17 protein-coding genes are annotated in these 12168 nt (G+C 51.9%); 6 read left to right on the top strand and 11 right to left on the bottom strand.

Translation table 11 applies throughout. The annotated features are described in order from the left end of the window. Window positions 1-351: 351 nt before the first annotated feature. Window positions 352-906, top strand: a complete 555-nt coding sequence (locus SPH27_RS22500) for a gamma carbonic anhydrase family protein (protein WP_039262762.1) — start codon at window positions 352-354, stop codon at window positions 904-906. Here SPH27_RS22500 and SPH27_RS22495 read toward each other — a convergent pair. From SPH27_RS22495 to dprA, 6 genes are read right to left on the bottom strand one after another with little or no spacing between them, the layout of a single operon-like run. Next, window positions 882-1130, bottom strand: a complete 249-nt coding sequence (locus tag SPH27_RS22495) for a DUF1488 domain-containing protein (protein WP_047059619.1) — start codon at window positions 1128-1130, stop codon at window positions 882-884. The two genes, SPH27_RS22500 and SPH27_RS22495, sit on opposite strands and share 25 nt — an antisense overlap. Next, window positions 1127-1945 carry a shikimate dehydrogenase gene (gene aroE, locus SPH27_RS22490; RefSeq protein WP_039262760.1) on the bottom strand — a complete coding sequence of 273 codons (819 nt, stop codon included), beginning with the start codon at window positions 1943-1945 and terminating at the stop codon, window positions 1127-1129. The genes SPH27_RS22495 and aroE overlap by 4 nt, the downstream gene beginning before the upstream one ends. A gap of 4 nt (window positions 1946-1949) precedes the next feature. After that, window positions 1950-2522 carry an L-threonylcarbamoyladenylate synthase type 1 TsaC gene (gene tsaC / locus SPH27_RS22485; protein WP_182072993.1) on the bottom strand — a complete coding sequence of 191 codons (573 nt, stop codon included), beginning with the start codon at window positions 2520-2522 and terminating at the stop codon, window positions 1950-1952. Continuing rightward, entirely contained in the window at window positions 2515-3069 is a 555-nt protein-coding gene (locus SPH27_RS22480; protein ID WP_023309445.1) for a type I DNA topoisomerase, read from the bottom strand. The genes tsaC and SPH27_RS22480 overlap by 8 nt, the downstream gene beginning before the upstream one ends. A 26-nt stretch (window positions 3070-3095) precedes the next feature. Next, window positions 3096-3569: a DUF494 family protein Smg gene (gene smg / locus SPH27_RS22475; RefSeq protein WP_008503477.1), complete on the bottom strand. Its 474-nt coding sequence runs from the start codon at window positions 3567-3569 to the stop codon at window positions 3096-3098. Further along, window positions 3541-4665, bottom strand: coding sequence for a DNA-protecting protein DprA (dprA, locus tag SPH27_RS22470; protein WP_182072992.1), 1125 nt, complete (start codon window positions 4663-4665; stop codon window positions 3541-3543). Before dprA ends, smg begins: the two co-directional genes overlap by 29 nt. 127 nt (window positions 4666-4792) lie before the next feature. Here dprA and def point away from each other — a divergent pair, with 127 nt between their 5' ends. The 5 genes from def (at window position 4793) to mscL (ending at window position 9570) form a co-directional block, all read left to right on the top strand. Then, window positions 4793-5302: a peptide deformylase gene (gene def / locus SPH27_RS22465; RefSeq protein WP_182072991.1), complete on the top strand. Its 510-nt coding sequence runs from the start codon at window positions 4793-4795 to the stop codon at window positions 5300-5302. Between the two features lie 25 nt (window positions 5303-5327). Beyond that, on the top strand, window positions 5328-6275 hold the full coding sequence (gene fmt / locus SPH27_RS22460; protein WP_087822980.1) for a methionyl-tRNA formyltransferase: 948 nt from the start codon (window positions 5328-5330) through the stop codon (window positions 6273-6275). 52 nt (window positions 6276-6327) lie between these two features. Next, on the top strand, window positions 6328-7614 hold the full coding sequence (gene rsmB / locus SPH27_RS22455) for a 16S rRNA (cytosine(967)-C(5))-methyltransferase RsmB (RefSeq protein WP_182072990.1): 1287 nt from the start codon (window positions 6328-6330) through the stop codon (window positions 7612-7614). Between the two features lie 22 nt (window positions 7615-7636). Then, entirely contained in the window at window positions 7637-9013 is a 1377-nt protein-coding gene (trkA, locus tag SPH27_RS22450; RefSeq protein ID WP_008503482.1) for a Trk system potassium transporter TrkA, read from the top strand. A gap of 146 nt (window positions 9014-9159) precedes the next feature. Continuing rightward, window positions 9160-9570, top strand: coding sequence for a large-conductance mechanosensitive channel protein MscL (gene mscL, locus SPH27_RS22445; RefSeq protein ID WP_048977001.1), 411 nt, complete (start codon window positions 9160-9162; stop codon window positions 9568-9570). Here the strand turns inward: mscL and SPH27_RS22440 are convergent, their stop codons facing one another. The 5 genes from SPH27_RS22440 to SPH27_RS22420 all read right to left on the bottom strand — a co-directional run bounded on the left by SPH27_RS22440 (window position 9571) and on the right by SPH27_RS22420 (window position 12161). After that, window positions 9571-9786, bottom strand: a complete 216-nt coding sequence (locus SPH27_RS22440; protein ID WP_023333665.1) for an alternative ribosome-rescue factor A — start codon at window positions 9784-9786, stop codon at window positions 9571-9573. It lies immediately after the preceding gene. Between the two features lie 57 nt (window positions 9787-9843). Beyond that, window positions 9844-10269, bottom strand: a complete 426-nt coding sequence (gene zntR / locus SPH27_RS22435) for a Zn(2+)-responsive transcriptional regulator (protein ID WP_029740638.1) — start codon at window positions 10267-10269, stop codon at window positions 9844-9846. Window positions 10270-10271: 2 nt separating this feature from the next. After that, entirely contained in the window at window positions 10272-10640 is a 369-nt protein-coding gene (locus SPH27_RS22430; RefSeq protein WP_182072989.1) for a DUF1992 domain-containing protein, read from the bottom strand. Window positions 10641-10747: 107 nt separating this feature from the next. Beyond that, window positions 10748-11131, bottom strand: a complete 384-nt coding sequence (gene rplQ / locus SPH27_RS22425; protein ID WP_001216368.1) for a 50S ribosomal protein L17 — start codon at window positions 11129-11131, stop codon at window positions 10748-10750. Window positions 11132-11171: 40 nt separating this feature from the next. Beyond that, window positions 11172-12161, bottom strand: coding sequence for a DNA-directed RNA polymerase subunit alpha (locus tag SPH27_RS22420; RefSeq protein WP_002919219.1), 990 nt, complete (start codon window positions 12159-12161; stop codon window positions 11172-11174). Window positions 12162-12168: the final 7 nt, after the last annotated feature.

The following is a 12168-nucleotide window of genomic DNA, read 5'->3' as shown; positions in this document are numbered from 1 at the left end:
TTGTCTGATAAATTGTTAAAGAGCAGTGCAACGCGGCTTTCGCTCACCGTTGCGAGGTGGCGTATATTACGCTTTCCTCTTTCAGAGTCAACCCGTTATTTCAGAATTTTTCTCTTCAACCGACCGCGTTGTCTGTGAAGTGATTCACATCCGCCGTGTCGATGGAGGCGCATTATAGGGATCCCATTTTTTAGCACAAGTATTTTTTAGATCTTTTTTTCCGACTGCTGATTTTCCGCGCTTTTCGCTGAAATCCCGCCCGATCTGCTTAAATATTGACGTATTTTGCCTTGCCGCGATCCATTAATATGATCAAAGTCTTCTGTATAGCGCTCATTGTTAGAGGTAGATATGCCCGCAGTATTACGTCCTTATAAAGATCTGTTCCCCCAAAAAGGCGATCGCGTGATGATCGATGCCAGCAGCGTGTTGATCGGCGATGTCCGAATGGCCGATGACGTCAGCATCTGGCCCCTCGTCGCCATCAGGGGAGATGTTAACTATGTGTCGATTGGCGCCCGTACCAATATTCAGGACGGCAGCGTTCTGCATGTCACGCACAAATCCTCCTATAACCCGGACGGTAATCCCCTCATCATTGGAGAAGAGGTTACCGTCGGCCATAAGGTGATGCTTCACGGCTGCACTATCGGGAATCGCGTACTTGTTGGCATGGGGTCGATTTTGCTGGATGGCGTCATAGTAGAAGATGACGTAATGATTGGTGCCGGTAGCCTGGTCCCGCAGAACAAACGGCTGGAGAGTGGCTATCTCTATCTGGGAAGCCCGGTAAAACAGATCCGCCCCCTGAAGGAGGCGGAGATCGAAGGATTAAAATACTCGGCGAACAACTACGTTAACTGGAAGAATGACTATTTGGATCAGGACAACCAAACCCAGCCCTGATCGTCTTCCTGCTGTTCGCGGATTAAATCGCTGGCTTCTTCTTCCAGATCCCAGCGATTTTCGCAAAATACCGCTATAGGGTCTGAACCGCCAAAACGGCGCAACAGCGTTTCCCCATGAATGGCACAAGTAAGTTGCATCCCCTGCACCAGCACCGGAAAACAGACCGCTTGTTTACTCTCATCCCAGATCTCTCTGTCCGGGAAATGAATAGCCTGGTTCACGCCGAAAGCTCCTGCTTTAACTTTTCAATGACAGGTTCGACCGCAGGCAACACGCCATGCCAGAGCAGCACCGCATGCGCAGCCTGCCCCACCAGCATTCCCAGTCCATCGGCTAACTGTTTCGCGCCGTGTTGTTCACACCAGCTCAGGAAAGGGGTCTTCCCTTTCTGATAAAACATGTCATAGAAGTACATATGCGCGCTGACCAGAGAAGCAGGAATTGCCGGGATCTCGCCATTGATGCCGCTGGACGTGGCATTGATGACAAGATCGAACTCACGATCGGCAAGATCGTCAAGCGCTACCGCGCTCACGCTGCCGGTATGCGCAAACAACGCCGCCAGTGCTTCCGCTCGGGAAAAGGTTCTGTTGGTAATGGTCACCGCACAGTCCAGTGAAAGCAGAGGCAACAGTACTCCCCGCGATGCGCCACCCGCACCAATCAGCAGGACCCGAAACCCGGGCTTAATAAACGACAGTCGTTCCAGATCGCTAAGTAAACCAACTCCGTCTGTGTTGTCACCCAAAAGGCGTCCATCCTCAAGCCGTTTTAGGGTATTGACTGCACCAGCCAGTGAAGCGCGCTCGGTGAGCTCATCCGCTCGTTCGAAGGCTTCCTCTTTAAAAGGAACCGTCACATTCGCGCCTTTACCGCCCGCGGCGAAAAAAGCCTCCAGCGTTGGAATAAATGCATCCACCGGTGCCAGTACGCGACCATAGGGATGATTTATCTGCAGCTGCTTCGCAAATTGCTGATGAATCAACGGTGACTTGCTGTGTGCAATCGGATTACCAAAAACAGCATAGGTTTCCATGAGACTACCCCTGGCGAAAACGTTCGCCGGTCAAAGCGTCGCGAATTTCAGACGGATTCAGGCGCCCTCCCGTTTCACCGACAGCGACTGGGAAGTCATTCCCGAACTGCGACAGTACTTCTTCGGTTGTCCGACAAGGTGGCAATCCGGTCAGGTTGGCGCTAGTTGAGACCAGCGGTTTACCAAATGCCAGGCAAAGTTCAACCACCAGCGGATGGTCAGTTACGCGAACGGCGAGGGAATCAAAACGTCCGGTTAACCAGCGAGGCGTAGTCGGCTGCGCCGGGAAAACGAAGGTCACCGGGCCAGGCCACGCGGAGAAGATAGTCTCGCGCTGCGCCGGCGTCAGCATGGAGTCATCGATATAGGGTTTAAGCTGCTCATAATTCGCAGCGATCAAAATCAGCCCTTTCTCGACGGGTCTTTGTTTTAAGGCAAGCAGTCGGCTTACGGCCGTCTCGCTGTCAGGATCGCAACCGACTCCAAAAACAGCTTCAGTTGGATAGGCGATGACTTCTTCTTTTTTCAGTACGTCCAAAGCATGCGCAATGGAGCCTGATGGCAGGTTATTATTCACTATTTTGATCCGCCGTAACCGGCTTTCCACATTGTTTACTGGCGCAGAAGCGTTTCATGCCTTGCGCGGTTTTCTTCTCTATAAGTAGCGGATAATTGCAATGAGGGCAGGTTCCCGCTACCGGTTTAAAATTGATAACGAACTGGCATTCAGGGTAGCGATCGCACGAATGGAAAGTCTTACCATAACGGGAACGGCGCTGTACCAACTGACCGCGCTGACACTGAGGGCACGCAATTGCCGTTTCATCAGGCTTATCAATTTGTTCCGTATGCTCACATTCCGGGTAGCGGCTACATCCAATAAACATGCCGAATCGCCCCTGCCGCAGGGCTAATTCACCACCGCAGAGTGGGCAATACTGACCTTCCAGAATTTTAACGATATGTCCATCCGCCTGGCTTTTCAGGGGACGGACATAATCACATTCCGGATAGTGTGAACAACCGAGAAACGGGCCGTGTTTCCCGGACCGAATAACAAGTTCAGCCCCGCACTGCGGGCAGGGCTCGTTTTTATGCACCGTGAATAGTGCTGATTTGGCCATAACAACTCTTGGTGCTGCACATTGAATTAGTGCAGCATACCTTCATTCACTTCAAAGAGTAATTCTTCCATTTGCTGATAGGCGTTTTCACAGCCCGGGATATTAAACAGAACCATCAGGATCACCCACTTGAGATCTTCCAGTTCAAATTCTGCTGTATCCAGCGCCATGACGCGCTCTATCACCATTTCTCTCGTTTCGAGGTTCAGCACCTGAATCTGCTCAAGGAATAAGATGAACCCCCGGCAGCTGGCATCCAGCCTTTCACACTCTTCCGCAGTATAAATGCGTACTGACAATGGGTCAGAAGCAAGCTGCATCGGTTCGGCGAGGCCTTCCTGATAATCAGCCAGTTTTTCCAGCCACATCAACGCATTATAGATATCTTCCCGCTCAAACCCCGCATCGGTAAGATCCTGTGTCAATTTGTCCTGATCCACTCGCATTTCTGCTTCGTTATGGATGTAAGTCTCAAACAAATACATCAGTACGTCGAACATGGCATGCCCTCCTTAATCGGACATAGCCGCCGGGTACAGCTGCGATCCACCCTGCTAACTCCAGTTCGAGTAGCTGTGCTACCGTTACTGGCACAGGTTGGCCGGCACGTTCAGCGACAACGTCAACAGGTGTTACCTCATCTCCTACGTTAGCCAGGAGCTTGGGAAATGGCAATGCCACCTTTCCCTGATCTGATGAATATTGTCGCTTTTCGGGATCTTCCTGCAGCCATTGCAACCCATATTGCAAATTTTCAAGAATATCTCCTACTTCCGTTACCGGCGTTGCCCCTTGCTTAATCAGCCAGTGGGGTCCCTCGCATCCGGGATTACCTATCGGACCAGGCAAGGCGAAGACTTCTCTCCCCTGTTCGAGCGCGCATCGCGCCGTGACCAGCGAACCGCTTCGGCGCGCCGCTTCAACCACCAGCACGCCTTTGCTAAGCCCGCTGATAATCCGATTCCGACGCGGAAAGTTTGCCGGCTTGGGCTGTGCGGAAAGCGGAAACTCAGAAACTATCGCGCCGTCAGATTCAATAAGCCTCATCGCCAACGCCTGATGCCGGCGTGGATAAATGCTAAAAAGACCGTTCCCCAGCACCGCTACGCTTCGTCCCTTAACTGACAGCGCCGCGCTGTGGGCTACGCCGTCAATACCGCAGGCCAGCCCGCTGGTGATCGTGAAACCGCTTTGAGACAGTTGTTCGCACAGGATTTTTCCCCATCGCTCGCCGTACCATGACGGCGCACGACTACCTACCACCGCCAGCTGAATGGTATTAAGCGCCTCAGGATTACCTTTTACGAATAACGCCCCGGGATAATCAGGGATCGTACGGAGCAAAGGGGGATATAGGGGATGGTTGGGCGTTAATAAATGATGTCCCGGCTGCTCAAGCCACACAAGGCTACGTTCCAGCTCGCTCTCATCAAGTGCAAAGAACCGTTCAGCCTGCTTTGCTGTCAGCCCGGCCTCTCTGGCGACGAGCACGTTGAGGTGTTCCAGCTTCTGCAGTCGCGCAGCCGCTTCCAGCATTACATCACCACACAGAGACCCAGTGTGTACTAGCCGTAGCCATATCTCGGTAGACGTCATCCTTTCCCCTGCCATAAGCGGCCTCCGCAATCATTGCGATTGGTCACTGATGCTGTCAATCGATGGGGGATTTGTCTAGAATAGAGAGAGTATTCTTATCAACTCCTGAACACGACTCTGGAAATTTATGGCAGTTTTGCAAGTGTTACATATTCCGGACGAGCGCCTTCGCATCGTCGCTGAACCGGTCAAAGAAGTGAATGCAGAAGTCCAGCGTATCGTTGATGATATGTTCGATACCATGTACGCCGAAGAAGGCATTGGCCTGGCGGCGACTCAGGTGGACATTCATAAGCGTATTATCGTGATTGATGTTTCAGAAAATCGCGATGAGCGTCTGGTGCTGATCAACCCTGAGCTGCTCGAAAAGAGTGGCGAAACCGGTATTGAGGAAGGCTGTCTGTCCATTCCTGAACAGCGCGCTTTAGTACCGCGTGCCGAAAAGGTGAAAATTCGCGCTTTGGATCGTGACGGTAACCCGTTCGAACTGGAAGCAGACGACCTGCTGGCGATTTGTATTCAGCATGAGATGGACCACCTGGTCGGTAAACTGTTTATCGATTATCTCTCGCCGCTGAAACAGCAGCGTATTCGTCAAAAAGTAGAGAAACTGGATCGTTTGCGTTCTCGCGCATAACGTCCCCCCGGATACAAGGATCATCGTGTCTAAAACACTACGTATTATCTTCGCGGGAACCCCTGATTTTGCAGCGCGTCATCTTGACGCGCTGTTATCGTCTGGTCACCAGGTTGTTGGCGTCTTTACCCAGCCGGACCGTCCGGCAGGTCGCGGCAAAAAACTGATGCCGAGCCCGGTAAAGGTGCTGGCAGAAGAACATGGGCTACCCGTATTTCAGCCCGCATCGTTGCGCCCACCGGAAAATCAGCAGCTGGTTGCCGACCTGAATGCCGACGTAATGGTAGTGGTGGCTTATGGTTTAATTCTGCCAAAAGCTGTGCTTGATATGCCCCGCCTGGGTTGCATCAACGTGCATGGGTCTCTGCTCCCGCGCTGGCGTGGTGCTGCACCAATCCAGCGCTCGCTGTGGGCTGGTGATGCCGAAACGGGCGTTACTATCATGAAGATGGACGTAGGTTTAGACACAGGCGATATGCTGTATAAACTGGCGTGCCCCATAACGTCAGACGATACCAGCGCTACGCTGTATGACAAACTGGCAGACCTTGGCCCACAAGGGCTTATCGAGACGCTCCAGCAGCTTGCTGACAATACGGCGAAACCGGAAGTTCAGGATGACGCGCTGGTGACTTATGCCGAAAAACTGAGCAAAGAAGAAGCGCGTATCGACTGGTCCCTGTCAGCCGCGCAGCTTGAACGCTGCATTCGCGCTTTTAATCCGTGGCCGATGAGCTGGATGGAGATTGATGAGCAGCCGGTGAAAGTCTGGAAAGCCTCCCTCATTAGCGGTACTACCACGGCTGAACCCGGTACGATTGTTGACGCCAACAAGAACGGAATTCAGGTGGCGACTGGGCAAGGGATCCTCAATCTTGAATCGCTACAACCGGCCGGCAAGAAGGCCATGAGCGCTCAGGATCTGTTAAATTCCCGTCGCGAATGGTTTATTCCGGGCAATCGTCTTGCCTGAGCAAATCTATCCTTAAGGCCCGGTGTTTCCGGGCATTTTTATTTTTACGGTTATGAAAAAACAAAATCTACGCAGTATGGCGGCTCAGGCCGTTGAGCAGGTTATCGAGCAGGGACAGTCCTTAAGTAACGTCCTGCCTCCCCTGCAACAAAAAGTATCTGATAAAGACAAAGCCCTGCTTCAGGAGCTCTGCTTTGGCGTTCTGCGCACGCTTTCTCAGCTTGAGTGGCTGATTAACAAGCTGATGTCACGCCCAATGACAGGCAAGCAGCGCACCGTACACTATTTGATTATGGTGGGTTTTTATCAGCTTCTTCATACCCGCATCCCACCTCATGCCGCGCTGGCTGAGACGGTTGAAGGCGCCGTTGCGATTAAACGCCCTCAGCTGAAAGGGCTGATCAACGGCGTACTGCGTCAGTTCCAGAGACAGCAGGAAGAGCTTCTGGTTGAATTTGCCCAAAGCGAAGCACGTTTTCTGCACCCGGACTGGCTGTTGAGGCGCCTGAAAAAAGCTTATCCACAGCAGTGGCAGGAGATTGCCGATGCCAACAACCAGCGCCCGCCAATGTGGCTACGCGTGAATCGTAATCACCACACTCGTGACGCATGGCTGGCATTACTTGAAGAAGCTGGAATGAGTGGATTCCCGCATCAAGCCTATCCGGATGCTGTACGTCTGGCCTCACCGGCACCGGTACATGCATTACCCGGTTTTGATGAAGGCTGGGTAACCGTACAGGATGCCTCGGCTCAGGGTTGCATGACCTGGCTTGAACCCAAAAATGGTGAGCAGATCCTCGATCTTTGCGCCGCGCCTGGGGGCAAAACGACGCATATTCTTGAAGTGGCTCCGCAGGCCAGCGTGATGGCAGTGGACGTCGATGAACAGCGTCTCTCACGCGTCTACGACAACCTCAAGCGTCTCGGCATGAAGGCTCAGGTTAAGCAGGGCGATGGACGCAAACCCGCAGAATGGTGTGGTGAAACCCAGTTCGATCGCATTTTGCTGGATGCTCCCTGCTCTGCAACCGGTGTTATTCGTCGTCATCCTGACATCAAGTGGCTACGCCGCGATCGTGATATTAAGGAACTTGCCCAACTGCAATCCGACATTCTCGACGCCATTTGGCCGCATCTTAAACCTGGTGGAACGCTGGTCTATGCAACCTGCTCCGTGCTGCCGGAAGAAAACAGCCAGCAAATCACGGCCTTCCTTAAACGTACGCCGGGCGCCGCGCTGCGCGATACGGGAACGCCTGAATCCCCGGGTCTGCAGAACCTACCAGGTGCTGAAGAGGGTGATGGCTTCTTTTACGCTAAGCTAATCAAAGAGTGATGTTGAGAACAGGTCACGAGATATGAAGATTATCATTCTGGGTGCAGGACAGGTGGGCGGAACGCTGGCGGAAAACCTGGTTGGCGAAAACAACGACATCACAATTGTTGATACCAACGGCGATCGTCTGCGTGTATTACAGGACAAGTTTGACCTGCGCGTGGTGCAGGGTCATGGTTCGCACCCACGTGTTCTTCGTGAGGCGGGCGCCGACGATGCCGACATGCTGGTTGCGGTAACCAGTTCTGACGAAACCAATATGGTGGCCTGTCAGGTGGCCTACTCGCTTTTCAACACGCCAAACCGAATTGCGCGTATTCGCTCTCCGGACTATGTTCGCGATGCTGAAAAACTGTTTAATTCCGAAGCGGTCCCCATTGACCACCTCATCGCGCCAGAACAGCTGGTTATCGACAATATCTATCGCCTGATCGAATATCCGGGTGCCTTGCAGGTGGTGAACTTTGCCGAGGGCAAAGTGAGCCTGGCAGTTGTTAAGGCCTATTATGGCGGACCATTAATCGGCAATGCGCTTTCCACCATGCGCGAGCACATGCCGCATATTGATACGCGCGTTGCAGCGATTTTCCGCCACGACAGGCCAATTCGCCCGCAAGGCTCCACGATTGTCGAAGCCGGTGATGAGGTCTTCTTTATTGCGGCCTCACAGCATATTCGTGCGGTGATGAGTGAACTTCAGCGTCTCGAAAAACCCTATAAACGCATTATGCTGGTCGGCGGTGGCAATATCGGTGCCGGTCTGGCACATCGGCTGGAAAAAGATTACAGCGTGAAGTTGATCGAGCGCGATCAACAGCGTGCTGCTGAACTGGCGGAAAAACTGCAAAATACGATTGTATTTTATGGTGATGCGTCGGATCAGGAGCTACTGGCTGAAGAGCATATTGATCAGGTTGATCTCTTTATTGCCGTCACCAACGATGACGAGGCGAATATAATGTCCGCCATGCTCGCGAAGCGCATGGGGGCAAAAAAAGTCATGGTGCTTATTCAGCGCAAGGCGTATGTCGATCTGGTTCAGGGTAGCGTTATTGATATTGCTATTTCCCCTCAGCAGGCGACAATTTCCGCGCTCCTGAGCCATGTTCGTAAAGCGGATATTGTCGGTGTGTCATCGCTCCGCCGTGGCGTAGCGGAAGCCATTGAAGCCGTTGCTCATGGAGATGAAACGACGTCGCGCGTCGTCGGCCGTTCGATCGACGAAATTAAACTGCCGCCAGGCACGATTATCGGCGCCGTTGTGCGCGGGAATGATGTCATGATTGCCAATGATAATTTACGAATTGAGCAAGGCGATCACGTTATTATGTTCCTTACCGATAAAAAGTTTATTACCGACGTCGAACGTTTATTCCAGCCAAGTCCATTCTTCCTTTAAAGAATTGGGTGCTCGAGAAAGAGCACCCTTACTTTATCCTTTTCATTTCTGTGCCTTTTATTTTTCATAATGTTTAATTATCCCGAATGGCAATTGGCTAATGATTTGTTAAACTTAAACTCGTCAGCTGGCACAAGGAGAGAACAATGAGTTTTATTAAAGAATTTCGCGAATTTGCGATGCGCGGGAACGTGGTGGATTTGGCAGTGGGTGTCATTATTGGTGCGGCATTCGGTAAGATTGTTTCATCATTAGTGGCCGACATTATCATGCCACCTTTAGGGTTGTTAATCGGCGGCATTGATTTCAAACAGTTCGCTTTCACGCTGCGTGAAGCGCAGGGTGATGTTCCGGCAGTAGTGATGCACTACGGCGTATTTATTCAGAACGTATTTGATTTTGTGATTGTCGCGTTTGCCATATTTATGGCCATCAAGCTGATCAACAGGCTCAACCGTAAAAAAGAAGAGCCAGCTGCAGCACCTGCGCCAACGAAAGAAGAAGTGCTGTTGAGTGAGATCCGCGATCTGTTAAAAGAGCAAAATAACCGCATCTAATCAACAGATAAAAGCAGGAAGGCCAGTGGTAAATAAGCGATTCGCTTGCTTGCCACTGGCCTCCCAGTTACCCCGTTTTTCATGTTTGTCTTTACGCAGATAACTTCCTTTCCCTTTTTTATTCTTCTCAACGCGCTGCCTGAATAACGGGTCGTGAAGTAACGCCTCAATGGCATTGTCCTTAATTTGTCCTTTCGTGTGCTGATAGCGGCTCATAATGTCTCCAGAGCAGGGTTTATGACGAAGCGAGTCTAGACCCGGTTGAACTAAAAATCAACAGCCCTGCGTTTCTCCACTCGCTCCCTGTTCAAGGGCTTCGAGAATTGAACAGTAAATGCTGCTGTGGGCCGTACCGCAGCAGGCATCATTAAGCCTTTGCAGAGAGCGCTGCATGGTTTGCAGTTCCTGTATACGCGCTTCAACTTCATCCAGCCGGGCCTGCACGATGCTTTTAGATTCCTGGCAGGTGTGATGTTCCGGATCGATGCGGATCGATAATAATTCGCGGATCGAATCCAGTGTAAAACCGAGCTGACGCGCATAACGAATGAACCGCAGGCGCTGCAGATCGTTATCGGTATAAAGGCGAAAGCCCCCTTCAGTCCGAACTTCATGATCGATCATCTGCTGCTTTTCGTAATATCGGATGGTATCCGGCGTGACATTCGCAAGCTTCGCAAGTTCACCGATACGGTACATAACTACTCCTCGTTTATTTTCTGCATCAATCTTTCACCGAATTCACCGCGCAAAAAATCAGTGTTCATACCAGCCTGGCGCAGCTTGAGTTCAAGCAGGGCGAGGCGGCGGCTAAATTCAGAATGTCGTGGATCGTCATAGCGGATCCCTTTGAGAAGATCGGCCAGTTCAACAGCCTCTCTGCGCTGTTCGAGCTCCGGGGGGAGACAGCCCGCATTTTTCAGTAAACGGTATCCAGCCCGTAGTTCAGGCGCGATGTGCGAGTCATCGTCAAGCGCAAGGGGTTCACCGCTCCCCGGGAGATCGTCGAATTCACCTTTTTTTTGGGCATCGCGAATATGGCGTTCTGCCCACTGGTCGAGCAACCACATTACCAGCTCCAGGGGATGAACAGAATTGATACAGACATTGTAGAGAAGTGGGGGTATCGCGGATATAAAAAAACCCGCCGGAGCGGGTTTTTTTACGTTACTGCAGATTACTCTGCAGCAGCTTCTGCTTTCTCTGAACGATCAACCAGCTCGATGTAAGCCATCGGCGCGTTGTCGCCTGCACGGAAACCACACTTCAGAATGCGAGTGTAACCACCGGCACGGCTCGCGAAACGCGGGCCCAGTTCGTTAAACAGTTTTGCCACGATCTCGTTATCACGAGTACGGGCGAATGCCAGACGACGATTAGCAACGCTGTCAGTCTTGGCAAGAGTAATCAGCGGCTCAACTACGCGACGCAGCTCTTTCGCTTTAGGCAGGGTCGTCTTGATGATCTCATGACGAACCAGTGAACCTGCCATGTTGCGGAACATAGCCTGGCGATGGCTGCTGTTGCGGTTCAGTTGACGACCACTCTTACGATGGCGCATGACCTTATCCTTCTCAGTAAAACCTTAACCTGTGATCCGGTTACTCGTCAGCAATGCTTGCCGGTGGCCAGTTTTCCAGGCGCATGCCCAGAGACAGACCACGTGAAGCCAGCACGTCTTTAATCTCAGTAAGAGATTTTTTACCCAGGTTCGGCGTTTTCAGCAACTCAACCTCGGTACGCTGTACCAGATCACCGATATAGTGGATAGCTTCTGCCTTAAGGCAGTTAGCAGAGCGGACAGTCAATTCGAGATCGTCAACAGGGCGCAGCAGGATCGGATCGAATTCTGGTTTCTCTTCTTTAACTTCCGGCTGACGTACATCACGTAAGTCAACGAAAGCTTCAAGTTGTTCTGCCAGGATGGTCGCCGCACGACGAATCGCCTCTTCAGGATCGATTGTGCCATTGGTTTCCATTTCGATGACCAGCTTGTCCAGGTCGGTACGCTGTTCTACACGCGCTGCTTCAACATTGTAGGCAATACGCTCTACAGGGCTATAGCATGCGTCGACCAGCAGACGGCCGATTGGGCGCTCATCTTCTTCCGAATGAATTCGGGCAGAAGCCGGCACATAACCACGACCGCGCTGAACTTTGATACGCATGCTAATAGCTGCGTTCTCATCGGTCAGGTGGCAGATCACGTGCTGCGGCTTGACGATTTCAACATCACCGTCGTGGGTGATGTCGGCTGCAGTCACAGGGCCAATGCCAGATTTATTCAGAGTAAGAATAACTTCATCTTTACCCTGAACTCTCACCGCCAGCCCTTTCAGGTTGAGCAGGATTTCAAGGATATCTTCCTGAACGCCTTCTTTGGTGCTGTACTCATGAAGTACACCATCAATCTCAACCTCGGTCACCGCGCAACCCGGCATCGATGAGAGCAGAATACGGCGCAGTGCGTTACCCAGAGTATGGCCAAAGCCACGCTCTAAAGGCTCAAGGGTCACCTTGGCGTGCGTCGAACTCACTTGCTCGATATCTACCAGGCGCGGTTTTAGAAACTCTGTCACAGAACCCTGCATTGTGTCC

The sequence above is a fragment of the Enterobacter sp. A103 genome (assembly GCF_034427535.1).
Classification (GTDB): domain Bacteria; phylum Pseudomonadota; class Gammaproteobacteria; order Enterobacterales; family Enterobacteriaceae; genus Enterobacter; species Enterobacter asburiae_B.
The sequence above is the reverse complement of the archived record's forward strand: the minus strand, read 5'-3'. Positions and strand labels throughout refer to the sequence as shown.